We start from the raw sequence: 22,976 nt of genomic DNA, 5'->3' as shown, positions 1-22,976 counted from the left end.
CCTGCGTCTCAGCTCTGGTTGAAGAACCCGCCCTCTGCGATGCGGGCCTTGTCCTCCGCCGTGACATCGACGTTAGCAGGAGACAGCAGGAACACCTTCTGCGTCACCCGCTCAATGCTGCCGTGAAGACCAAACACCAAACCGGCCGCAAAGTCGACAAGTCGCTTCGCATCTGTGTCATCCATCTCAGTGAGATTCATGATCACCGGTGTGCCTTCACGGAAGTGTTCCCCGATGGTACGGGCCTCGTTGTAGGTCCGGGGGTGAAGTGTGGTGATCCGGTAAGGCTCTCGTTCCGACACGACCTTGGGCATGATCACCGGTGCGTTCTTCTCCAGGCTTGCGCGTTCTTGTGTGATGGATGCCACGGGCGCGATCCGTGCCGGGCGTGGCGACTCCGCGGGAAGCGCGGCGGCACGGGCGACCGGCTCGCGCGGCGCGGGGGGGTGCACGACTCGTACCTCTTCGTCCCTTTGGGACTGATGTGAGCCGTGGGGCTGGTGCGACGGCTCGTGCCGCCGGTGGTCCCGCTCGGGCTCCGGGTCGAGTTCGGGTTCAAAGTCGTCGTCAGGGTCGAATCCGCGGCCGTCGTACCCATCGTCCTCCACGAGGCCGAGGTAGACCGCCATCTTGCGCATCGCGCCGGCCATGCTCCGAGTCCTCCGCTCTGTGGTGGATCCGCTGACGACCGCCAAGTGCCCGCGATCCACAAGGTCTTTACGTCCGCTGTTCGGCGGAACTGACCATATTTTCTGCTGTGGTCCGACTTCTTGGCGACGTTACCCGAGCCCGGGGCGGACTCCGAGTACCGCACTGCCGACGCGCACATGTGTCGCTCCGGCGGCCACGGCCTGTTCGAGGTCCGCGCTCATCCCTGCCGAGACCATGTTCGCAGCCGGATGGTCCCTGCGCAGGTCCGTCGACAAATCCATCAACCGCTCGAAAGCCGCCTGTTCACGTCCGGCGTACTCCCCGGTGAGGGGGGCGACGGTCATCAGCCCGGCCGGCCGCAGCCCTTCGGCCCCGGCGACCAGACCGGCCAACTCCGCGATCCCGGCGGGCGCCACGCCCCCGCGCTCGCCCCGGCCGCTCGCCCCGGCGTCGAGCGCCACCTGGATCAGGCAGCCGATCTCGCGGCCGGCCCGCACGGCCTCCTTGGAGAGGGACGTCACCAGCCGGGACCGGTCGACGGAGTGCACGAAGTCGGCATAACCGACCACCGAGCGCACCTTGTTCGTCTGAAGTTGTCCCACGAAGTGCCAGGTGAGCGGCAGATCCGCGCACGCGGCCGCCTTGGGCGCGGCGTCCTGGTCGCGGTTCTCGGCGACATGCCGCACACCGAGTTCCGCCAGCATGCGCACATCACCGGCCGGGTAGGTCTTGGTGACCACGACGAGGGTCACCTCCTCGCGCGCGCGTCCGGCGGCGGCGCACGCGGCGGCGATCCGCTCCTCCACTTTCGCCAGGTTCGTGGCGAGTTCGCGCTTACGGTCCGTCATGTCCCATCAATCCAGCCACACATAGCCCGCGAGCCGCCCGGTGGTGCGGTCGCGGCGGTACGAGAAGTGATCCGCCGACTCCAGCGTGCACACCGGCGACCGCTCCCGGTCGCGCACGCCCAGCCGTTCGAGCTGGGCGTGCACCCCGGCGGCCACGTCGACCGCCGGGGTGCCCCAGCTCGTCGTGGCGTGGGCCGCCGGTTCGGCCCCGGCCACCTCGGCGCGCATCTCCTCGGGCACCTCGTAGCACCGTCCGCAGACGGCGGGTCCGGTGCGGGCGACGATCCTCGCGGGGTCGGCGCCGAGTCCGGTCATGGCCCGCACGGCCGCGGGCACGATCCCGGCGGTCATGCCGGGCCGGCCCGCGTGGGCCGCCGCGACGACCCCGGCGACGGGATCGGCGAGCAGCACCGGCACGCAGTCGGCGGTGAGCACCGCGAGGACGAGTCCGCGCCGCGCGGTGACGATCGCGTCGGTCTCCGGGACCGGGCGGTCGCCCCACGGTTCGTGGACGACGACGGCGTCGGCCCCGTGCACCTGGTTCATCCAGACCACACGGGCCGCTTCCACGCCGAGCGACTTGGCGGCCAGTTCACGGTTGACGCCCACGGCCCCGGGGTCGTCGCCGACCGCTCCGCCCAGGTTGAGTGCCTCATACGGAGCGGCGCTCACCCCGCCCCACCGGTCGGTGAAGGCGAAGTGCGCGCCGCTCACGCTCTCGCGCGGTCCTATCACTTCAGGAAGTCCGGTACGTCCAGTTCCTCGGCCGCGCTGTCGTAGGTCCGCGACGGCGGCACCGGGGGCTGGACGGGCGGGAGGTCGGCCAGCGGCTCCGGGGCGACCGGCTCCGGGTCCTCCTTCGGCGTGACACTGCCGAGCGAGCCGAAGGAGGGGCGGCTCTCCGGCTGGCGGGCCGGGGCCGGCTCCTCGCGCTTGGCCGAGGACGAACCGAGCACGTTGTCCCGCTTGGCGGGCGGCTGGCCGCCGTCGAAGCCGGCGGCGATCACGGTGACCCGGACCTCGTCGCCGAGGGCGTCGTCGATCACGGCGCCGAAGATGATGTTGGCCTCGGGGTGGGCGGCCTCGCTGACCAGCTGGGCGGCCTCGTTGATCTCGAACAGACCGAGGTCCGAGCCGCCGGAGATGGACAGCAGCACGCCGCGGGCGCCGTCGATGGAGGCTTCCAGCAGCGGCGAGGAGATGGCCATCTCGGCCGCCGCCACCGCACGGTCGTCGCCGCGGGCCGAGCCGATGCCCATGAGCGCCGAACCGGCCTCGGACATGACCGACTTGACGTCGGCGAAGTCGAGGTTGATCAGACCGGGGGTGGTGATGAGGTCGGTGATGCCCTGCACACCGGAGAGCAGCACCTGGTCCGCCGACTTGAAGGCGTCGAGGACCGACACCTGGCGGTCGGAGATGGACAGCAGCCGGTCGTTCGGGATCACGATGAGGGTGTCGACCTCTTCGCGGAGCTCCGCGATGCCGTCCTCGGCCTGGTTGGCGCGGCGCCGTCCCTCGAAGGTGAACGGGCGCGTGACCACACCGATGGTGAGGGCGCCGAGCGAGCGGGCGATGTTGGCCACGACGGGCGCGCCGCCGGTGCCGGTGCCGCCGCCCTCGCCGGCCGTCACGAAGACCATGTCGGCCCCCTTGAGGACCTCCTCGATCTCCTCGCGGTGGTCCTCGGCGGCCTTGCGGCCGACGGCCGGGTTGGCTCCGGCGCCGAGTCCGCGGGTGAGTTCGCGGCCGACGTCGAGCTTGACGTCGGCGTCGCTCATCAACAGCGCCTGCGCGTCGGTGTTGATGGCGATGAACTCGACGCCCTTGAGACCGACCTCGATCATCCGGTTGATGGCATTGACACCACCGCCGCCGACACCGATGACTTTGATGACTGCGAGGTAGTTCTGCGGTGCTGCCACGTCGAAGGCCTCTCGCCTCGAGTTACGTGTCGTCTTCTCGCGGAAGCGCCGCGATCCGACGACTGATGCCGAATGGGACGGTCCGTAGCGCCGACCCGAACCCTAACGTTGAAGTTTAGGGTTACCAGTGTGTCTGTTCCCTGGAGTCTTCTGAACAGGACACTAAGTCGACAAGCGGCGCACGTTCAACGAACACGCCGAACCTCCCGTTTTTCTTTTCACCCTATGTGATCAGCCGTAGCGCTGCCCAACCAGGGTGCTGGCCTGCACGGATACCCGTCAACTCCCCGATGACGCCGGAGCCGTGGGAACACTGACGTCGAAGTGCCGCGCGCGGGGCTCGGCTTTCATCAGCGCGCCGAGAGTACGGCCCTTCTCGGCTCCCTTCTCACTGCTCCCCCAGTCGACCGTGCGGCCGTCCGCCAGCTCCAGCGAGATGTCGTCGTAGGAACGGACCTTGACGCTCCGGGTGGCCCCCGCCACGGGGTCCGGAAGGGCGCCGGCCACCCGCACCGCCGCCCGCACCAGCCGGTCCTCGCCGAACCGGCGCAGGCTCGCCGAGGCCGAACCCCTTCCCGGGGTTTCCCATTTCAGCTCGGGTACACCTTTGACGGCCTTGGAAACCGTGGCGAACCGGACACCTTCGTCGTCCACTTCGATGAACTTTCCTTCTTTGTGGACGAGAAGAACCGGGGTGCGTTCCGTCACTTTCAACGTGATTTCGTGCGGCCAGGTACGGACCACGTCAATCGTGTCGATTCGGGGCAATGCCTTGGCGATCCGGGCCTCGATCGCCCCGGTGTCTACGGAGATCAGCTGTTCCCCGAGCGGGACGTCGGCGGCCTCGCGCACCTGGGCGGCCGTCAGGACACGGGTTCCCGACACCGAGACGCGCTCCACGCGCACCAGATCGGACCCGTACAGCAGCCAGAACGCGCCGCTGCCGAGGAACACCAGGGCAATTGCCGATGCGATGATCCGACGAAGACGCCGACGGTGGAACCGCCGGACGGGCGGCGGGCCGGACGACTCCCGCTTGCGTTCACCGCGCTCCGCGGTGGTCGATCCGGCCACGCTCCCTGCCCTTCCGTCATGCGCCTCTAGCGGTGGGCACGGGCGGCGATCGCCTCGTACACCATGCCGACGAGCAGGTCGTCGGCGTCCCGGCGGCCGAACTCGGCGGCGGCGCGGGACATCTCGTACAGCCGGTGCGGGTCGGCGAGCACCGGCAGCACGTTCTGCTGGACCCACTCGGGCGTCAGTTCCGCGTCGTCCACCAGCAGTCCGCCGCCGGCCTTGACCACCGGCTGGGCGTTGAGCCGCTGTTCGCCGTTGCCGATGGGCAGCGGGACGTAGGCGGCCGGGAGTCCGACGGCGGAGAGCTCGGCGACGGTCATCGCGCCCGCGCGGCAGAGCATCATGTCCGCGGCGGCGTACGCGAGGTCCATCCGGTCCAGGTAACTTACCGGGATGTAGGGCGGCATACCCGGCATCTGCTGCACCTGCGGCAGTTCGTTCTTCGGGCCGACCGCGTGCAGGATCTGGATCCCGGCCTGCTGGAGCCACGGAGCGACCTGCTGCACGACCTCGTTGAGCCGGCGGGCGCCCTGCGAACCGCCGGAGACCAGCAGCGTCGGCAGGTTGGGGTCGAGGCCGAACGCGGCGCGTGCCTCCGGGCGCATCGCGGCACGGTCCAGGGTGGCCACGGAGCGGCGCAGCGGGATGCCGATGTAGCGGGAGTCGCGCAGCTTGCTGTCCGGCGTGGAGACGGCGACCTGGGCGGCGTAGCGCGAGCCGATCTTGTTGGCGAGGCCCGGGCGGGCGTTGGCCTCGTGGACGACGATCGGCACACCGAGCCGCTTGGCCGCGAGGTAGCCGGGCAGGGCGACGTAGCCGCCGAAGCCGACCACGGCGTCCGCCTTGGTGCGCTCCAGGATCTGCTCGGTCGCCTTGATGGTGCCGCGCAGCCTCCCCGGGACGGTGATCAGCTCGGGGGTCGGCTTGCGTGGCAGCGGTACGGCGGGAATCAGCGCCAGTTCGTACCCGCGCTCGGGTACGAGACGGGTCTCGAGGCCGCGTTCCGTGCCCAGGGCCGTGATGCCCACGGCCGGATCATGCCTGCGCAGGGCATCCGCGAGGGCGAGCGCGGGCTCGATATGGCCCGCGGTTCCTCCGCCGGCGAGTACGACATGCACCGAAATTCACCGCTCTCCGGACGGACGCGCCACCGGGGCGCGCCGTCGCATCGTGTTCCATCTGCGGGACCCCTGAGAGCCCCTTACCCGCTTTTTACCAAAGCGGGGTTGCCGCATCGCAAGCGCCATCCGCGCAGCGGGGTCCTCACGCGCGAAGGCGATCAGCAGCCCGATGGCGAACATGGTCGGCAGCAGGGCGGACCCTCCGTAGGAGAACAGCGGGAGCGGGACACCGGCGATCGGCAGCAGGCCGAGCACCGCACCGATGTTGATCACGGCCTGGGCCGTGATCCAGGTGGTCACGCCTCCCGCGGCATACCTCACGAAGGGGTCCTCCGTGCGTCCGGCCACGCGGATACCCGCATAGCCTAGAGCCGCGAACAGGGCGAGCACCGACAGTGTCCCCGCCAGGCCCAGTTCCTCACCTGTGATGGCGAAGATGAAGTCCGTGTGGGCTTCGGGCAGTTGGCCCCATTTCTCCACGCTCGCACCGAGTCCGGAGCCGAAGATGCCGCCGGAGGCGAGGGCGTAGATGCCGTGCACGGCCTGCCAGCAGTCGACCGGGCCCGCCTGGGGCTCGGTGGCGCCGAGGCAGGCCAGCCGGGCCATGCGGTTGGGGCTGGTGCGGATGAGGATCGCGCCGAGCAGCGCGGCCACCGACAGCACGCCGACGAACAGCCGGGTCGGCGCCCCCGCCAGCCACAGCAGGCCGAAGAGGATCGCCGTCAGGATGATGGCCGTGCCCATGTCGCCGCCGAGCATGATCAGCCCGAGCAGCATGAACGCGGCCGGGACCAGCGGCACCAGCATGTGCTTCCACTGGGTCAGCAGCCGCTTGTCGTGCTTGCGGGCCAGCAGGTCGGCGCCCCACAGCACCAGCGCGAGCTTGCCGAACTCGCTGGGCTGGAGCTGGAAGGAGCCGCCGAGGGCGATCCAGTTCTGGTTGCCGTTGACCGCGACCCCTATCCCCGGCACCTGCACCAGGGCCATCAGCACGACGGCGCCCGCGAGGATCGGGTAGGCCAGCGCCCGGTGCAGCTTCACGGGCATCCGGGAGGCGGCGAGCAACAGGACCGCGCCGATGCCCGCGGCCAGCAGCTGCTTGCGGAAGAAGTAGGAGCCCGGCAGCGACATCTGCAGCGCGGTGATCTGGGAGGCCGAGTAGACCATCACCAGGCCGAGCACGGTGATGAGCAGACTGCCGCCCAGGATCAGGTAGTAGGCGGTCAGCGGCCGGTCCCAGGCCTTGCGCGCCCGGACGACCAGGGTGCGCACGGGGTTCTCCCGCGGGGGCCCGGGCGCGACGGGCCGGCGCGCGGCCCGCGGCACCGGCGGCCGGCCGGTACGGCTACTGGGCATCACGGCCTCCCCCGTACGCCGGACATGCGGCTTTGGACGGTCCCACGCGTCCCTCCCAAGGTCGCCCGGCGCCAGGCGGGCCGGGGGTCAGGCGCCGAGCTCGCGCACCGCCTGTGCGAACGCTTCACCGCGCTTGTTGTAGTTGGCGAACATGTCCATCGAGGCGCAGGCGGGGGCCAGCAGTACCGTGTCGCCGGGCCGTGCGAGCCGTCGCGCCTCCTGGACAGCCTGGAGCATCGCCCCAGTGTCGGTCCGCCCGAGGTCGACCACGGGTACTTCAGGGGCGTGTCGCGCCAGGGCTTCGCGGATCAGCGCGCGGTCCCTGCCGATCAGTACGGCGCCGCGCAGCCGCTTCGCCGAGTCCGCCACCAGTTCGTCGAAGGTGGCGCCCTTGGCGAGGCCGCCGGCGATCCACACGATCGACTCGTAGGCCGCCAACGAGGCGGCGGCGGCGTGGGTGTTGGTGGCCTTGGAGTCGTCGACCCAGGCGACGCCGTCCAGGTCGGCGACGTGCGCGATGCGGTGCGCGTCCGGGGTGAAGGCCCGCAGGCCGTCCCGTACGGCGCTCGCGGGCACGCCGTAGGCCCGCGCGAGGGCGGCGGCCGCGAGGGCGTTGGCGATGTTGTGCGGCGCGGCGGGCCTGACGTCGGAGACCTCGGCGAGTTCCTGCGCGTTCCTGTGCCGGTCCTCGACGAAGGCGCGGTCGACCAGGATGCCCTCCACGACGCCGAGTTGGGAGGGCCCCGGCGTGCCCAGGGTGAAGCCGACCGCGCGGCAGCCCTCCTCGACGTCGGCCTCGCGGACCAGGTCCTCGGTGGCCTTGTCGGCCACGTTGTAGACGCAGGCGACGCGGTTGCCCTCGTAGATCCGGCCCTTGTCGGCGGCGTACGCCTCCATGGAGCCGTGCCAGTCGAGGTGGTCCGGGGCCAGGTTCAGGACGGCCGCGGAGTGGGCGCGCAGCGAGGGCGCCCAGTGCAGCTGGTAGCTGGAGAGCTCCACGGCGAGCACGTCGTACTCCTCCTCGCCGAGCACCGCGTCGAGGAGGGAGACGCCGATGTTGCCGACGGCCTCGGTGCGCAGTCCCGCCGCCCGGAGGATGGAGGCGAGCATCTGGACGGTGGTGGTCTTGCCGTTGGTGCCGGTGACCGCGAGCCAGGGGGCCGCGCCGGGCCTCCTGAGCCGCCAGGCGAGTTCGACGTCGCCCCACACCGGCACCCCGGCCGCCTCCGCCGCCGCGAAGAGCGGCTTGTCCGGCCTCCACCCCGGGGCCGTGACGATCAGCTCGGTGCCGTCGGGCAGGGTGTCTCCGTCGCCGAGGCGCACGGTGACGCCGAGCGCCTCCAGTCCGGCGGCCTGCTCCCGGGCGCGCGCGTCGTCCCCGTCGTTGACGACGGTGACCTTCGCGCCGAGCCCGTGCAGCACCCTGGCCGCCGGGACTCCGGAGACGCCGAGGCCGGCGACGGTGACGTTCTTCCCCTGCCAGTCGGTCACTTGTCCGCTGCCCATCCCGCGTAGAAGAGGCCGAGTCCGACGATCACACAGATGCCCTGGATGATCCAGAAGCGGACCACCACAAGGACTTCGGACCAGCCCTTGAGTTCGAAGTGATGCTGGAGTGGCGCCATCCGGAAGACCCGCTTACCGGTGAGCCGGAACGAGCCGACCTGGATGACCACCGACATGGTGATGAGGACGAACAGGCCGCCGAGGATGGCCAGCAGCAGCTCGGTGCGGGAGCAGATCGCGAGTCCCGCGAGCACGCCGCCGAGCGCCAGCGAACCGGTGTCGCCCATGAAGATCTTGGCCGGGGAGGTGTTCCACCACAGGAAGCCGAGGCAGGAACCCATCAGCGCGGAGGCGACGACCGCGAGGTCCAGCGGATCGCGCACCTCGTAGCAGGCACCCGGGTTGGTCAGCGTGTCGCCGTTGGCGCAGGACTCCTGGAACTGCCAGACACCGATGAAGGTGTAGGCGCCGAAGACCAGGACGGAGGCGCCGGTCGCCAGGCCGTCCAGACCGTCGGTCAGGTTCACGCCGTTGGACATGGCGAGGATCATGAACAGCGCCCAGACGACGAACAGCACCGGGCCGATGGTCCAGCCGAAGTCGGTGATGAACGACAGCTTCGTGGACGCCGGGGTCTGCCCGCGGGAGTCCGCGAACTGCAGGGAGAGCACCGCGAAGGCGATGCCGACGATCAGCTGGCCGGCCATCTTCGCCTTGGCCCGCAGACCCAGCGAACGCCGCTTGACGATCTTGATGTAGTCGTCCAGGAAGCCGACCATGCCCATGCCGACCATGAGGCCGAGCACCAGCAGTCCCGAGAAGGTCGGGGGTTTGCCGGTGATCACCTTGGACAGGAAGTAGGCGGCGAGCGTCGCCAGGATGAAGGCGATACCGCCCATCGTCGGCGTACCGCGCTTGCTGGCGTGCTCGCGCGGGCCGTCGTCGCGGATGTACTGCCCGTACCCCTTGCGGGCGAGCAGTTTGATCAGCAGCGGGGTGCCGATCAGGGTGAGGAAGAGACCAATGACTCCTGCGAACAGGATCTGATTCATCATCGGGCCGAGACCTCACCCTCGGCACCGGTCTCGAGCAGCGCCTGCGCCACGCTCTCGAGCCCGACCGAACGGGACGCCTTCACGAGTACGACATCCCCCGGGCGCAATTGGCTGCGCAACAGGTCGACCGCCGCCTGTGCGTCGGACACGTGCACCGACTCCTCACCCCACGAACCCTCGTTATATGCGCCCAGTTGCAGCCAGGCGGCTTCCCTGCCCCCGACCGCGACGAGCTTGCTGACGTTGAGCCGGACGGCGAGCCGTCCGACCGCGTCGTGCTCGGCGAGCGCCTCGTCCCCGAGCTCGGCCATCTTGCCGAGCACCGCCCACGTCCGACCCCCCTTCGCCCGTGAGGCTTCGCCCATTGCGGCCAGCGCGCGCAGCGCGGCCTTCATGGACTCGGGGTTCGCGTTGTAGGCGTCGTTGACGACCGTCACGCCGTCCGGGCGCTCGGTGACCTCCATCCGCCAGCGGGAGAGGGAGCCCGCCTCGGAGAGCGCGCGGGCGATCTCGTCAGCGGACATGCCCAACTCGTGGGCGACGGCGGCCGCGGCGAGCGCGTTCGACACGTGATGCTCACCGTACAGGCGCATGGTCACATCGGATGCACCGGAGGGTGTGTGAAGCCTGAAGGAAGGCTGTCCGCTGTCCGTGAGTCGCACGTTCTCGGCCCGAACGTCCGCTTCGCCGGACTCTCCGAAAAGGATCACCTTCGCCTTCGTACGGGAGGCCATGGCCCGTACGAGGGGGTCGTCCGCGTTGAGGATCGCGGCGCCCCCTTCCCCGGCCGGCGGCAGGGACTCCACCAACTCGCCCTTGGCCTGGGCGATCTGCTGCCGGCCGCCGAACTCGCCGATGTGGGCGGAGCCGACGTTCAGCACCAGGCCGACCTTCGGGGGCGTCAGACCGGTGAGGTAGCGGATGTGGCCGATTCCGCGCGCTCCCATCTCCAGCACGAGGAACTTCGTCTCCTCGGTGGCGGTGAGCGCGGTGAGCGGCAGCCCGATCTCGTTGTTGAGGGAGCCGGGGGTGAAGACGGTCGGCGCGCTGCTGCCGAGCACCTGCGCGATGAGGTCCTTGGTGCTGGTCTTGCCGGCCGAGCCGGTGAGCGCGACGAGGGTGGCGCCGAGCCGGCCGACGACGTGCCGGGCGAGGGCGCCGAGGGCCGCCTGGACGTCCTCGACGACGATCGCGGGCACGCCGACGGGCCGGGAGGCCAGCACGGCGGCGGCACCCGCCTCGACGACCGCGGCCGCGTAGTCGTGTCCGTCGACGCGCTCGCCGACGAAGGCGACGAACAGGCTGCCCGGACCCGCCTCCCGCGAGTCCCGGACCACCGGCCCGGTGACCTGGACGGACGGGTCCGGTATGTCGTGCGTCTGCCCGCCGACGACTTCTGCGATCTCGGCGAGGGAGAGGGCGATCACAAGTTCATCCCTGGGTCTTCTTGATGGCTTCGCGCAGCACCTGGCGGTCGTCGAAGGGACGCACCACCCCGGCGATGTCCTGGCCCTGCTCGTGGCCCTTGCCCGCGACCAGCACGGTGTCGCCGGGCCGCGCCCGGGCGACGGCGGCGGCGATCGCGGCGGCCCGGTCCTCGAAGACCGCCACCTCGCCGCGCTCGTGGGCGGGCACCGAGGCGGCGCCCTGGAGCATGGCGGCGAGGATCGCGAGGGGGTCCTCGGAGCGGGGGTTGTCGGAGGTCAGTACGGCTGTGTCGGCGAGCCGCGCGGCGGCCGCGCCCATCGGCTCCCGTTTGGTGACGTCGCGGTCGCCGCCGCAGCCGAGCACGATGTGCACCTGCCCCTCGGTGACCTTGCGCAGGGCGCGCAGCACCGATTCCACGGCGTCGGTCTTGTGGGCGTAGTCGACCACCGCGAGGTAGGGCTGTCCGGCGTCCACGCGCTCCAGCCGGCCCGGCACCCCGGGTACGGCGGCGACGCCGTCGGCGGCGGCCTGCGGGTCGAGTCCGGCGGCGGCGAGGGCGACGATCGCGGCCAGGGTGTTGGCCACGTTGAAGGGGCCGGGCAGCGGCGAGCGGGCGGTGATCCGCTCGCCCTTCGGGCCGGCCACGGTGAACGTCGAGTCCAGCGGGCCGACCTCGACGTCCTCGGCGCGCCAGTCCGCGTCCGGGTGGCCCTCGGCGGAGTAGGTGACGACCGGGACGCCGGCCTCCTTGACGAGGCGGCGGCCGTACTCGTCGTCCACGTTGACCACGCCGAAGCGGCTGCGGGCGGGTGTGAACAGCTGCGCCTTGGCCTGGAAGTAGTCCTCCATCCCGGAGTGGAACTCCATGTGCTCCGGGCTGAGGTTGGTGAAGACGGCGATGTCGAAGACGCAGCCGTCGACCCGGCCGAGGACCAGAGCGTGGCTGGAGACCTCCATGGCGACCGCGTCGGTGCCGCGTTCACGCATCACGGCGAACAGTGCCTGGAGGTCGGTGGCCTCGGGCGTGGTGCGCTCGGACTTGATGCGCTCGTCGCCGATGCGCATCTCCACGGTGCCGATGAGTCCCGTGCTGCGGACGGTCTTCAGGCCGCCCTCGACCAGGTAGGCGGTGGTGGTCTTGCCGGAGGTGCCGGTGATGCCCAGCTGGAGCAGGTCGCGTCCCGGGTGGCCGTAGATGGTGGCGGCCAGTTCGCCCATCCGGGCGCGCGGGTCGTCGACCACCAGGGCCGGCAGTCCGGCGGCGGCGACGCGCTCGGCCCCGGACGGGTCGGTCAGCACGGCGACCGCGCCCAGGCCGGCGGCCTGGGTGACGAAGTCGGCGCCGTGGGCGCGGGCACCCGGGAGTGCGGCGTACAGGTCGCCGGGACGGACGGCACGCGAGTCATGGGTGATGCCCGTGACCTCGGCCGCCCGCTCCGGCGTGGCGGCGCCCAGCTGACCGGCGAGTTCCGCGAGGGGTGTGGCGGAGACCCGGTCCGGGCGGGGCGGCCCCGGATATGTCACGGGGTGACCCTTCTGGGCGATGTGGGACTGATCAGCGTGTGGCACGGCGGTGAGCGTACCGGGCGCGGCGGTGGAGGGGCCAAGCGAGGTGGGAGGGGTGTTCTGGTTCCCGGGGTCGGGGGTGATCGTTGTCACGAGGTGGTTCCTGGTGGCTCGGTGCTCGGTACGGGTCAGGGTGTGAAGGTGACCGGGAGGGCGGCGGGGGCCGCCCCGGTGGGCGGCACCTGGAGGGTCTTCAGGGCGAACTCCATGACCTGCTTGTACACGGGTCCGCAGATCTGGCCGCCGAAGTAGCTGCCCTCGGTGGCGTTCTGGATGACGCAGTAGACGGTGATCCTGGGCTTGTCGGCGGGTGCGAACCCGGCGAAGGACGACGTGTAGCCGTGGTACTTGCCGGTGGCCGGATCCACGCGGTTCGCCGTACCCGTCTTCCCCGCTACCCGGTAGCCCGGGATACGTGCCTTGGTTCCGGTGCCTTCCTCGTCGTCCACGACCGACTCCAGCATCCGGGCGAGCGTCTTCGCCGTCTTCTCGCTGACGACGCGGGTCCTCTCGGGCTTCGGGGCGGGGGTGAAGCGTCCGTCGGGCCCCTTGGAGCCGCGTACGAGCGTGGGCTCGATCCGGACGCCTCCGTTGGCGATGGTCGAGTAGACGGAGGCGGCCTGCATGGCGTTGACGGAGACGCCCTGGCCGAAAGGGATCGTGTACTGCTGCGAGGTGGACCAGGTGTCCGGCGGGGCGAGGATGCCCTTGGTCTCGCCGGGGAAGCCGAGACCGCTGTGGCTGCCGAGGCCGAACTTGCGCAGGTAGTCGTAGAGGACCTTGTTGGCCTGGGCCTGGGTCTTGCCGAGCTGGCCGGTGGCGAGGATGGTGCCGATGTTGCTGGACTTGGCGAGCACGCCGTTGAGGGTGAGGTACCAGGTCGGGTGGTCGATGTCGTCCTTGAACAGCCGGTCGCCGCGGTGCAGCCGGTTGGGCACGACGACGTGGGTGCCGGGGGTGGCGACGTTCTCCTCGAGGACGGCGGCCATGGAGAGGACCTTGGCCGTGGAGCCGGGTTCAAAGGCGTCCTGCACGGCCGCGTTGCCGAGCGCCCCGGGATCGGCCTCGGAGAGGTTGTTGGGGTCGAACCCGGGCGCGTTGGCCATGGCCAGGACCTCGCCGGTGCGGGTGTCCTGGACGATGACGTAGCCGCGGTCGGCCGCGGACTTCTCCACCTGCTCGCTGATGGCGTTCTGCGCGGCCCACTGGATGTCGCGGTGGATGGTCAGCTCTATGTCGCTGCCGGGCACGGCCGGGGTTTCGGTGGAGCCGCCCGCGGTCGGCACCAGACGGCCGCCCGACTGGGCGTAGCGGATCTTGCCGTCCTCGCCGGCCAGCCGCTTGTCCAGCTGGAGCTCGATGCCTCCGCCGCCCTCCCCCTCGGCGTTGACCCAGCCCAGTATCCCGGCGGCGAGCTCGGTGTTGGGGTACACCCGCTTGCTGGTGGGCACGGAGAAGACACCGGCCAGGACGTTGACGGTGGAGTCGTCGTGCTCCGCCTTCTTGGCGAGGGCGCGCTTGAGTTCCTTGATCTGGTTCCAGACCTGCGGGGTCTGGCGGCCGGCCAGCTTGACGTAGCGCAGCGCCTCGTTCTCCGGACGCAGCTTCTTGACCAGCGCCTCCTGGTCGGTGCCGAGGATCGGGGCGAGCAGGGCGGCGGCCTGCTCGGGGCCGTCACCGATCTCCAGCTCGTCCGGGGCGAACATCGTGGGGTCGGCGGTGATGTCGTAGGCGTCCTCGCTGGTGGCGAGGGCCACGCCGTTGCGGTCGGTGATCTCGCCGCGTTCGGCGGCCAGCACCTGGCCGACGTAGCGGTTCTGTTCGGCCTTGCCGGCGTAGGTGCTCGCGTCGACCGCCTGCACCTGGAACAGCCGTACGACGAAGGCGAGCAGGACGAGGGTCAGGGCCACGCCGATCAGGCGCAGCCGGGGGCGCGGGCTGCCCAGGCGGATGACCTTGGGCGCCCCGGGCCGGGGCCCCGCGGGTCCCCGGGCCGGGCGGGCGCCGGGTCCCGGGCGCCGGACGGTCCCAGGACGGGCGGACCTGGCGGGTGCGGGCACCCGGCGGCGGGGCGGTTCCCTGTCGGACACTTCCGTCACCTGCCGGGAGTCGGGGTCGATGCGGAGGAGGGGGCGGCCGCCGACGGGCCCGGCGCCCCGGTGGGGGGCGGGGCCGTCGCGGTGGCCAGCGCCTCGGGGGCGAGGACCAGGGGGGCGCGGACGGCGGAGGCGGCGCTGGGTACGCCCCTGACCTTGCCGTCGGCGTCCAGGAAGGCGGGGTCGCCGCCTGGCACCATGCCGAGTTCGCGGGCGCGGCGCTGGAGGGCGTCGGGTGCGGAGTAGGCGTCGATGTCCCGCTGCAGGGCCTGTTCCTCGTCGGTGAGGTCCTTGGTCTCCCGCTGGAGGTCGTCGAGCTGGAAGGCACCCTCGCTGAGCGCGGAGTTCAGCACCAGCAGGCCGATCAGACCACCGCCGAGGAGCAGCACGACGAGGAGGACGAAGGGGGTGCGGGCCGCCTGGGCGCGGCCGGTGGGCAGGAGCTGCGCGAGCCGGGCCGCCCGTCCCCTCAGCTCGGGCCGTCCCCGCGGTTCGGGTTTCCTGCTCACTCACGCTCCCCTGGGTTCGCTCGTCCCACCGTGTGCCCGGCCCGTCACCCGCCTCACGTGCCGTCCGTGCCTAGCCGACGTCCGCCCGGATCCGTTCGGCGCCGCGCAGCCGCGCGGGGGCCGCGCGGCGGTTCTCGGCGATCTCCTCCTCGGTGGGAAGTTCGGCACCGCGCGTGAGCAGCTTGAGCCGGGGCTGGTACTGCTCGGGGACGACCGGCAGTCCGGGCGGGGCGGTGGTGGCGGCGCCGGCCGCGAAGACCTGCTTGACGAGACGGTCCTCCAGCGAGTGGTACGCCAGCACGGCGATCCGCCCGCCCACGTCGAGGGCCTTCACGGCCGCCGGGATCGCCCGCTCCAGCACCGACAACTCGCCGTTGACCTCGATCCGCAGGGCCTGGAAGGTGCGCTTGGCCGGGTTGCCGCCGGTGCGCTTGGCGGCCTGCGGCAGCGCGTCACGGATCAGCTCGACCAGGCGCGCGCTGTTGGTGAACGGCTCCTTCTCGCGCTCGCGCACGACGGCGGCCACGATCCGCTTGGCCTGCTTCTCCTCGCCGTAGGCGCGCAGGATGCGGACGAGCTCACCGGGCGGGTAGGTGTTGAGGACCTCGGCCGCGCTCACCCCGGTGGTCTGGTCCATGCGCATGTCGAGCGGGGCGTCCTGGGCGTAGGCGAAGCCGCGGTCGGCCTCGTCGAGCTGCATGGAGGAGACCCCGAGGTCGAACAGGACGCCATGGACGCGCGGGACGCCGAGGCGGTCGAGCACGTCGGGGAGCTCGTCGTAGACGGCGTGCACCAGGGTGGCCCGCTCGCCGAAGGGGGCGAGCCGCTCGCCGGACAGGCGCAGGGCTTCCTTGTCGCGGTCCAGGGCCACGAGCCGGGCCTCGGGGAACCGCTGGAGCAGGGCCTCGCTGTGGCCGCCGAGGCCGAGGGTGCAGTCGACCACCACCGCTCCGGGCCGCTCCAGCGCGGGTGCCAACAGGTCCAGGCACCGCTGGAGCATCACCGGGACGTGTCGACTCTGACTCAAGGGGCCCTCTCAGATCCGGCGCGGCGTCACGCACCGCCGGGTCCCCGCCCTCCCCCGGTGGGAAGGGGAGCCGGCGCCGGAAGGCGTCGGCCCAGCGGCGGCGGGAGGAGGCCGAGCCGTACGTACGCTCCGCGCACGCGGGGAGGTCCCCTGGTCGTGGCCGGGGGCCTCCGGGGGACTTCGGTGCGGCGGGCTCTCTCGCCTCCCGCCGGGCGTCACTTTAGTCCACGCCCCCGCCCGGTCAATCAACCGGCCTGCGCGTCGCGGCCCGCGCCAGGGGACGGGGGACGCGGCGGGCGGATCGTTCCCGGGTGGCGAGTCACACCACTGCTGTGGATTAGCTCACAACAAGGATCTCTGTTGTTCTTTGTCCCGTCTCACAACGGGCCCGGCACCCTGCTGACCATTAACGTCATGAGTATGACGACTTCCGCATCGGTTCCCGCAGGCTCCGCGAACGCCGCCCCCGGCTCGGTCACCGACCGCCTGGTCAAGGCCAACGAGCAGTACGCGTCCGCCTTCACCGACCCCGGCATGGACGCCCGCCCCGTGCTGCACGTGGCCGTGGTCGCCTGCATGGACGCACGCCTGGACCTCCACGACGCGCTGGGCCTCTCGCTCGGCGACTGCCACACCATCCGCAACGCGGGCGGCGTCGTCACCGACGACGTGATCCGCTCGCTGACCATCAGCCAGCGGGCGCTCGGCACCCGCAGCGTCGTCCTCATCCACCACACCAACTGCGGTCTGGAATCCCTCACCGAGGAGTTCCGGCACGACCTGGAGATGGAGGTGGGCCAGCGCCCCGCCTGGGCCGTGGAGGCCTTCCGGGACGTCGACCAGGACGTGCGCCAGTCGATGCAGCGGGTGCGGACCTCCCCGTTCCTGCTGCACACCGATGACGTGCGCGGATTCGTCTTCGACGTGAAGTCGGGGCTGCTGCGCGAGGTCGACCCCGCCTGACCTGGCCGCCCGTCCCGGAGCTGCTGTGAGTTCCGGAGCCGTTCCCGGTCGTAGGACCTGACATATCGCTGTCAGTTGTCCACAGGCGAGTGACACGAATCGGTAACGGCGGCAAGAATGCGTGAGGGGCGCCACGCGGAACTTTTCCCGCGTGGTGTCCGTGATTCGGGGTGGGCCGGTCCGCACAGCAAGGCGTCGGCCCGGGACATTTGGGGTGACCCCGCTCCTTGCCGGAGCGCGGGGAAAGGCCGAGGAGGGCCGGGTGACGACCTATGACGATCGAGCGAGCCTCACTGATCTGACCGCCGTGGTGGAGCGCGTGCGGAGTTCGGTGGAAGGCGTGATCGAGGGAAAGCCCGAGGTCGTACGGCTCTCGCTGACCGTGCTGCTCGCCGAGGGACATCTGCTCATCGAGGATGTCCCCGGCGTCGGCAAGACGATGCTGGCCAAGGCACTGGCGCGGTCGATCGACTGTTCGGTGCGGCGGATCCAGTTCACACCGGACCTGCTGCCCTCGGACATCACGGGTGTGTCCATCTGGGACCAGCAGCGCCGTGACTTCGAGTTCAAGCCGGGAGCCATCTTCGCGCAGGTGGTGATCGGCGACGAGATCAACCGCGCGTCGCCGAAGACGCAGTCCGCGCTGCTGGAGTCGATGGAGGAGCGCCAGGTCACCATCGACGGCAAGACCTACGAGCTGCCCAGCCCGTTCATGGTCGTGGCGACACAGAACCCGGTCGAGATGGAGGGCACCTACCCGCTGCCGGAGGCCCAGCGCGACCGCTTCATGGCCCGTGTCTCGGTCGGTTACCCGAGCGCCGAGGCCGAGTTGCAGATGCTGGACGTGCACGGCGGTCCCTCCCCGCTGGAGGACCTCCAGCCGGTGGCGCACGCGCACGAGATCGTGAAGCTGGTCGAGGCGGTGCGCGGGGTGCACGTGTCCGAGGCGGTCCGGCGGTACACGGTGGACCTGGTGGCCGCCACGCGCTCGCACCCCGACCTGAGACTCGGCGCCTCGCCGCGCGCGACGCTGCACCTGCTGCGCGCGGCGAAGGCGTCCGCGGCCCTCAGCGGCCGGGAGTACGCGCTGCCGGACGACGTGCAGGCGCTCGCCGTCGCCGTGCTCGCCCACCGGCTGCTGCCCACCGCGCAGGCCCAGCTCAACCGCCGTACCTCCGAGCAGGTGGTGCAGGAGATCCTGCAGCGCACGCCGGTGCCCGCGGCGGCCGGCCGGCCGAGCGGGTTCGGTCTGGGCCGCGGTGGCCCGGACTACGGCCAGCAGCCGCCCCGGAGGCTGTGATGACCGCCCCCGGCGCGGCCCACGCCGAGGGCGACAGGGGCGACCGGAGCGGCGTCAGGACCGCCCTGGCGGGGCTCACCACCCGCGGGCGTTCCTTCCTGGCGGCCGGTGTGGCCGCCGCGGTCTGCGCGTACGTGCTCGGGCAGAGCGATCTGCTGCGGGTGGGGCTGCTGCTGGCGGTCCTGCCGCTGGTGTGCGCGGGGGTGCTGTACCGCACCCGCTACCGTGTCGCCGGCAGCCGCCGGCTCTCCCCGGGGCGGGTGCCCGCCGGCTCCGAGTCACGGGTGCACCTGCGGATGGACAACGTCTCCCGGCTGCCCACGGGCCTGCTGATGCTCCAGGACCGGGTGCCGTACGTGCTCGGTCCGCGTCCGCGGTTCGTGCTGGACCGGGTGGAGGCGGGCGGCCGCCGCGAGGTGTCCTACCGGGTCCGCTCCGACCTGCGCGGCCGCTACCCGCTGGGCCCGCTGCAACTGCGGCTGTCCGACCCGTTCGGGATGTGCGAGCTGACCCGGTCCTTCTCCACGTACGACACGCTGACGGTGATCCCGCGCGTGGAGCCGCTGCCGCCGGTGCGGCTGAGCGGCGAGGCGAAGGGGTACGGGGACGGGCGGCAGCGGTCGCTGGCCCTGGCCGGCGAGGACGACGTGATCCCGCGCGGCTACCGCTACGGCGACGACCTGCGCCGGGTGCACTGGCGTTCCACCGCCCGCTACGGCGAGCTGATGGTGCGCCGCGAGGAGCAGCCGCAGCGCGCCGGGTGCACGGTGCTGCTGGACACCCGGGCCGTGGCCTACGAGGGCGCGGGACCGGACTCGGCGTTCGAGTGGGCGGTGTCCGGCGCGGCCTCGGTGCTGGTGCACATGCTGGAGCGGGGCTTCTCGGTGCGGCTGCTGACCGACACCGGCACGTCGGTGCCGGGTGAGGGGTCCGACGGTTTCGCGGGGGCGAACCAGGAGTCGGCGGACGCGGCCGGGCTGATGATGGACACCCTCGCCGTGGTGGACCACTCCGACGAGGACGGGCTGTCCCGTGCCTACGACGTGCTGCGCGGTGGCGGGGAGGGGCTGTTGGTGGCCTTCCTCGGCGACCTCGACGAGGAGCAGGCCGCGGTGCTGGCCCGGATGCGTCACCGCAGCGGCGGCGCCCTGGCGTTCGTCCTGGACAGCGGGGCCTGGCTGCGCGAACCGGCCGAGGTGCCCGGCCCGTCGGACGAGGGCGAGGAGCGGCTGCGGATGCTGCGCGAGGCGGGCTGGACCGCCCTGGGAGTGCCGCGGGGTGCCTCGCTGGACGAGCTGTGGCGGCAGGCGGACCGGGAGCGGTCGGGCCTGGCCGCGGCGAGCGGTGGGGAGGGACCGTGATGAGCGGGCGGGCGAGGCTGGCCCTCTGTGCGTGGGCGGCCACACTCATGGCGGCGTGCGCCCTGCTGCCGCTGGTCGACTCGGCGACCTGGATCGTCCAGTCGGCGCTGCTGCTGGGCGTGCAGTCGGGCGTGGGCGCGGCGGCCCGGCGGATACCGCTGGCGCGGCCGGTGACCGTGGCGGCGCAGGTCCTCGTGACGCTGATGCTGCTGACCCTGTTCTTCGCGCGTGAGCACGCCCTGGCGGGGCTGATACCCGGGCCGGACGCCTTCGGCTTCTTCGCCGAGCTGCTGGAGCAGGGCGCCGACGACGTCAACCGGTTCGCGATCCCGGCACCGCTGTCCGACGGCATCCGGCTGATGCTGGTCGGCGGGGTCCTGGTGATCGGCCTGCTGGTGGACACCCTGGCGGTGACCTTCCGCAGCGCGGCCCCGGCCGGGCTCCCCCTGCTCGCCCTGTACTCGGTGGCCGCGGGACTGTCCGACAACGGCATCGACTGGCTGTGGTTCCTGCTGGCGGCGGCCGGTTATCTGATGCTGCTGCTCGCCGAGGGGCGCGAGCGGCTCTCCCAGTGGGGCCGGGTGTTCAGCGGCACGGCGCGCGGCCCGGGCCAGGACCAGCCGGGTGCCGTCGCGCCGGTGCGCACCGGGCGCCGGATCGGTGTGCTCGCGGTCGGCATCGCCCTGGTGGTGCCGCTGGGCCTGCCCGCGATGAACGGCGGCCTGCTGGACCCCACCGGTTCGGGCGTCGGCTCGGGCGGCGGCGGGGGCGGCACGATCTCCGCGGTGAACCCGCTGGTGTCGCTGCGCGACTCGCTGAACGTGGACGAGGACCGCCAGGTGCTGTCGGTGCGCTCCGAGATGGCGGACGTGTCGGACCTGTACCTGCGGATCGTGTCCCTGGACGACTTCGACGGCACCACGTGGAAGCCGTCGAAGCGGTCCATCACGACGGTGCCCGACAACCGCTTCCCGACCCCGCCCGGCCTCGGCCCCGACATCGGGCGCACCGAGGTCGGCACGACGATCTCGACCGCCGACTGGTACGGCCAGACCTGGCTGCCGATGCCGTACCCGCCGAGCGGGGTGAGCATCCGCGGCAAGTGGCGTTACGAGCCCGTCGGCATGACCCTGGTCGGCGACCACGGCCAGGACACCCGCGGTCTGTCGTACGAGGTGCGCAGCCTCGACGTGCGGCCCACCGCCGAGCAGCTGGCCGCCGCGCCGGAGCCGTCGCCCGCCATGAAGCGCGAGTACACCGAGCTGCCGGATTCACTGCCGGCCGTGGTGTCGCGGACGGCCCGTGACGTCACCGCGGGCGCGGACAGCGCCTACGACCAGGCGGTCAAGCTCCAGGAGTACTTCACGCTGAACGGCGGGTTCGAGTACGACACCCAGGTCGACGTCGGCAGCGGTTCGCAGGCGATCGCTCGTTTCCTGCGGGACAAGCAGGGCTTCTGTGTGCACTACTCCTTCGCCATGGCGTCGATGGCCCGCTCGCTGGGCATTCCGGCGCGGGTCGCGGTGGGTTTCGCGCCCGGCACCCCGCAGGCGGACGGCACGGTCGCGGTCGGGCTGAGGGACGCGCACGCCTGGCCGGAGCTGTACTTCGAGGGCGTGGGCTGGACCCGCTTCGAGCCGACCCCGACCCGGGGTTCGACACCGTCGTACACCGTGCCGGAGGCCGCCGACAGTTCGGTGCCCGATCCGGCCCGGCCGTCCCAGGCCGCGCCGGAGGAGTCGTCCGCGGCGCCCTCGCAGAGCGAGAGCTGCTCGCCGGAGCGCAGGAGGCTGGACGGGTGCGGCAGCGAATCGCCGCAGGTGGCGCTGCCCGCGGGCGGTGACGGACCGAAGTGGTACGGGCTGCTGCTGTGGGCGCTGGCCGGTCTCGCCGTGCTGGCGCTGCCGCTGTCGCCGGTGCTGTGGCGGCTGCGCGTCCGGGCGGTGCGGCTCGGCGGGCACGGCCGGTCGGAGGCGGACGCGGCGCCGTACGTGCTGGCCCTGTGGGACGAGCTGACGGACACCGCGTGGGACCACGGCATCTCGCCGGACGAGTCGCTGACCCCGCGTGGCGCGGCCGCCCGGATCGTGCGGCTGGGCCGTCTCGACCAGGACGCGGCGACTGCGGTGCACCGGGTCGCCGACGCGGTGGAGCAGATCCTCTACGCGCCGCGACCGCGGCCGGTGGCGGGTCTGGCCGACGAGGTGCGCCGGGTGATCGCGGGGCTGCGTGCCTCGGCCGGCCGGCGGGAACGGCTGCGCGCGGTTCTGGCGCCGCGGTCGGTGGTCCGGGTCGCCTGGGCGCTGTCGGCCCGGTGGTCGGACCTGCGGGCCCGCCTGCTGTCCTTCCGCCCGGCCTGGCGCCGCCCGTCCCGCCAGCAGGGCTGACAGCGGCCCACGGGTCCGCGGGTCATCACCGCGGGCCCGTGGGCGGCGTCGTGGGCTTGGTCGGGGCGTCCCGCCGGCCGGTCGCGCCCATGGACGGGCAGGAAGGAGTGCCTGCCTCGCGCCGGAGCGGAGACGAGAGCGGGGCGGCACCTCGTGGCGGGCGGTGCGCCGCTCCCGGGCCGGACAGGGGCGCCGGGTGTCCGGGGCCGGCAGCGCGGGGCGGAGGGCCCGGCAGCGCGGGCCGCCCTGAGGCAGACATGGTCGAGGGGGTGACCACCACGCGGGTGGTCACCCCCTCGACCATGTCTCGATGCGCCAGAGGGCGGACCTAGCGCCCGCCCTGCTCGTCCCGGCGCCGCTGCCACCGATCCTCGATGCGGTTCATCATGGAGCGACGCTGTCTTCCCTGACGCCCCGCCTGCGGGGCGGTACCGGCACCGGCGCCCTGCTCGCCCGGCTTGGGGGCCTTGCGCCAGCCGGTCACCGCGAGTACGGCGCAGCCCAGCATCACGAGGAATCCCACGACACTGAGCCAGACCTGCTGGGCGACCATACCGGCCATGAGGAGCGCAATACCCACGAGGAAGCCCGCGACCGCCTGGTAGACCCGTCGCCGGGTGTACGTACGCAGTCCGCTTCCCTCGAGCGCCGTCGCGAACTTGGGATCTTCGGCGTACAGCGCTCGCTCCATTTGCTCGAGCATGCGCTGCTCGTGCTCCGAGAGCGGCACGGAGTCCTCCTCATCGTGCAGTCGCCGGGGCGACCCGGGGGGTCCCTTCAGGATAGGCAGGGAATCGCCC

The 22,976-nt window shown here is 71.9% G+C and carries 19 protein-coding genes; 4 read left to right on the top strand and 15 right to left on the bottom strand.

The genetic code is table 11. The annotated features are described in order from the left end of the window. Nucleotides 1-8: 8 nt before the first annotated feature. From IE172_RS04295 to rsmH, 14 genes are all read right to left on the bottom strand, one after another. Nucleotides 9-650, bottom strand: a complete 642-nt coding sequence (locus IE172_RS04295) for a cell division protein SepF (protein WP_190095686.1) — start codon at nucleotides 648-650, stop codon at nucleotides 9-11. 129 nt (nucleotides 651-779) lie between these two features. Then, nucleotides 780-1,499 (bottom strand): YggS family pyridoxal phosphate-dependent enzyme, encoded by a 720-nt coding sequence (locus IE172_RS04290; protein ID WP_190095685.1) that lies wholly within the window; start codon nucleotides 1,497-1,499, stop codon nucleotides 780-782. Between the two features lie 6 nt (nucleotides 1,500-1,505). Continuing rightward, a complete protein-coding gene (gene pgeF / locus IE172_RS04285; protein WP_190095684.1) occupies nucleotides 1,506-2,234 on the bottom strand; it encodes a peptidoglycan editing factor PgeF in 729 nt (242 codons plus the stop codon). After that, entirely contained in the window at nucleotides 2,231-3,424 is a 1,194-nt protein-coding gene (gene ftsZ, locus IE172_RS04280) for a cell division protein FtsZ (protein ID WP_190095683.1), read from the bottom strand. Before ftsZ ends, pgeF begins: the two co-directional genes overlap by 4 nt. Before the next feature lie 279 nt (nucleotides 3,425-3,703). Next, nucleotides 3,704-4,498, bottom strand: coding sequence for a cell division protein FtsQ/DivIB (locus IE172_RS04275; RefSeq protein ID WP_190095682.1), 795 nt, complete (start codon nucleotides 4,496-4,498; stop codon nucleotides 3,704-3,706). 26 nt (nucleotides 4,499-4,524) lie between these two features. After that, the gene (gene murG / locus IE172_RS04270; RefSeq protein WP_190095681.1) at nucleotides 4,525-5,619 is read right to left on the bottom strand and encodes an undecaprenyldiphospho-muramoylpentapeptide beta-N-acetylglucosaminyltransferase; all 1,095 of its coding nucleotides are present in this window, start codon (nucleotides 5,617-5,619) and stop codon (nucleotides 4,525-4,527) included. A 6-nt stretch (nucleotides 5,620-5,625) separates the two neighbouring features. Further along, nucleotides 5,626-6,978: a putative lipid II flippase FtsW gene (gene ftsW, locus IE172_RS04265; protein WP_190095680.1), complete on the bottom strand. Its 1,353-nt coding sequence runs from the start codon at nucleotides 6,976-6,978 to the stop codon at nucleotides 5,626-5,628. A gap of 87 nt (nucleotides 6,979-7,065) precedes the next feature. Then, the gene (gene murD, locus IE172_RS04260; RefSeq protein ID WP_190095679.1) at nucleotides 7,066-8,484 is read right to left on the bottom strand and encodes a UDP-N-acetylmuramoyl-L-alanine--D-glutamate ligase; all 1,419 of its coding nucleotides are present in this window, start codon (nucleotides 8,482-8,484) and stop codon (nucleotides 7,066-7,068) included. Then, complete coding sequence (gene mraY, locus IE172_RS04255; RefSeq protein ID WP_190095678.1) at nucleotides 8,466-9,539, bottom strand: phospho-N-acetylmuramoyl-pentapeptide-transferase; 1,074 nt, start codon at nucleotides 9,537-9,539, stop codon at nucleotides 8,466-8,468. The genes murD and mraY overlap by 19 nt, the downstream gene beginning before the upstream one ends. Then, nucleotides 9,536-10,966 (bottom strand): UDP-N-acetylmuramoyl-tripeptide--D-alanyl-D-alanine ligase, encoded by a 1,431-nt coding sequence (locus tag IE172_RS04250; RefSeq protein ID WP_190095677.1) that lies wholly within the window; start codon nucleotides 10,964-10,966, stop codon nucleotides 9,536-9,538. Before IE172_RS04250 ends, mraY begins: the two co-directional genes overlap by 4 nt. A 4-nt stretch (nucleotides 10,967-10,970) precedes the next feature. Next, nucleotides 10,971-12,491 carry a UDP-N-acetylmuramoyl-L-alanyl-D-glutamate--2,6-diaminopimelate ligase gene (locus IE172_RS04245; protein ID WP_190096007.1) on the bottom strand — a complete coding sequence of 507 codons (1,521 nt, stop codon included), beginning with the start codon at nucleotides 12,489-12,491 and terminating at the stop codon, nucleotides 10,971-10,973. A gap of 170 nt (nucleotides 12,492-12,661) precedes the next feature. Then, nucleotides 12,662-14,623: a peptidoglycan D,D-transpeptidase FtsI family protein gene (locus IE172_RS04240; protein WP_306432774.1), complete on the bottom strand. Its 1,962-nt coding sequence runs from the start codon at nucleotides 14,621-14,623 to the stop codon at nucleotides 12,662-12,664. Between the two features lie 5 nt (nucleotides 14,624-14,628). Further along, nucleotides 14,629-15,138 (bottom strand): cell division protein FtsL, encoded by a 510-nt coding sequence (ftsL, locus tag IE172_RS04235; RefSeq protein WP_190095675.1) that lies wholly within the window; start codon nucleotides 15,136-15,138, stop codon nucleotides 14,629-14,631. Nucleotides 15,139-15,208: 70 nt separating this feature from the next. After that, a complete protein-coding gene (gene rsmH / locus IE172_RS04230; RefSeq protein WP_190095674.1) occupies nucleotides 15,209-16,165 on the bottom strand; it encodes a 16S rRNA (cytosine(1402)-N(4))-methyltransferase RsmH in 957 nt (318 codons plus the stop codon). 420 nt (nucleotides 16,166-16,585) lie between these two features. Between rsmH and IE172_RS04225 the strand changes: the two genes are divergently transcribed. The 4 genes from IE172_RS04225 to IE172_RS04210 all read left to right on the top strand — a co-directional run bounded on the left by IE172_RS04225 (nucleotide 16,586) and on the right by IE172_RS04210 (nucleotide 22,176). Beyond that, the gene (locus IE172_RS04225) at nucleotides 16,586-17,128 is read left to right on the top strand and encodes a beta-class carbonic anhydrase (protein WP_190095673.1); all 543 of its coding nucleotides are present in this window, start codon (nucleotides 16,586-16,588) and stop codon (nucleotides 17,126-17,128) included. 262 nt (nucleotides 17,129-17,390) lie between these two features. Next, entirely contained in the window at nucleotides 17,391-18,428 is a 1,038-nt protein-coding gene (locus tag IE172_RS04220; RefSeq protein ID WP_190095672.1) for an AAA family ATPase, read from the top strand. Continuing rightward, a complete protein-coding gene (locus IE172_RS04215) occupies nucleotides 18,428-19,789 on the top strand; it encodes a DUF58 domain-containing protein (RefSeq protein WP_190095671.1) in 1,362 nt (453 codons plus the stop codon). The genes IE172_RS04220 and IE172_RS04215 overlap by 1 nt, the downstream gene beginning before the upstream one ends. Beyond that, nucleotides 19,789-22,176: a transglutaminase TgpA family protein gene (locus tag IE172_RS04210; protein WP_190095670.1), complete on the top strand. Its 2,388-nt coding sequence runs from the start codon at nucleotides 19,789-19,791 to the stop codon at nucleotides 22,174-22,176. The genes IE172_RS04215 and IE172_RS04210 overlap by 1 nt, the downstream gene beginning before the upstream one ends. A 328-nt stretch (nucleotides 22,177-22,504) precedes the next feature. Here the strand turns inward: IE172_RS04210 and IE172_RS04205 are convergent, their stop codons facing one another. Next, entirely contained in the window at nucleotides 22,505-22,906 is a 402-nt protein-coding gene (locus tag IE172_RS04205) for an SCO2097 family morphological protein (protein ID WP_190095669.1), read from the bottom strand. Nucleotides 22,907-22,976 lie beyond the last annotated feature (70 nt).

It is taken from the genome of Streptomyces griseoflavus (genome assembly GCF_014649995.1).
Classification (GTDB): Bacteria; Actinomycetota; Actinomycetes; order Streptomycetales; family Streptomycetaceae; genus Streptomyces; species Streptomyces griseoflavus.
Note: the sequence above shows the minus strand (reverse complement) of the source record. Positions and strands in the feature narration are given on the sequence as shown.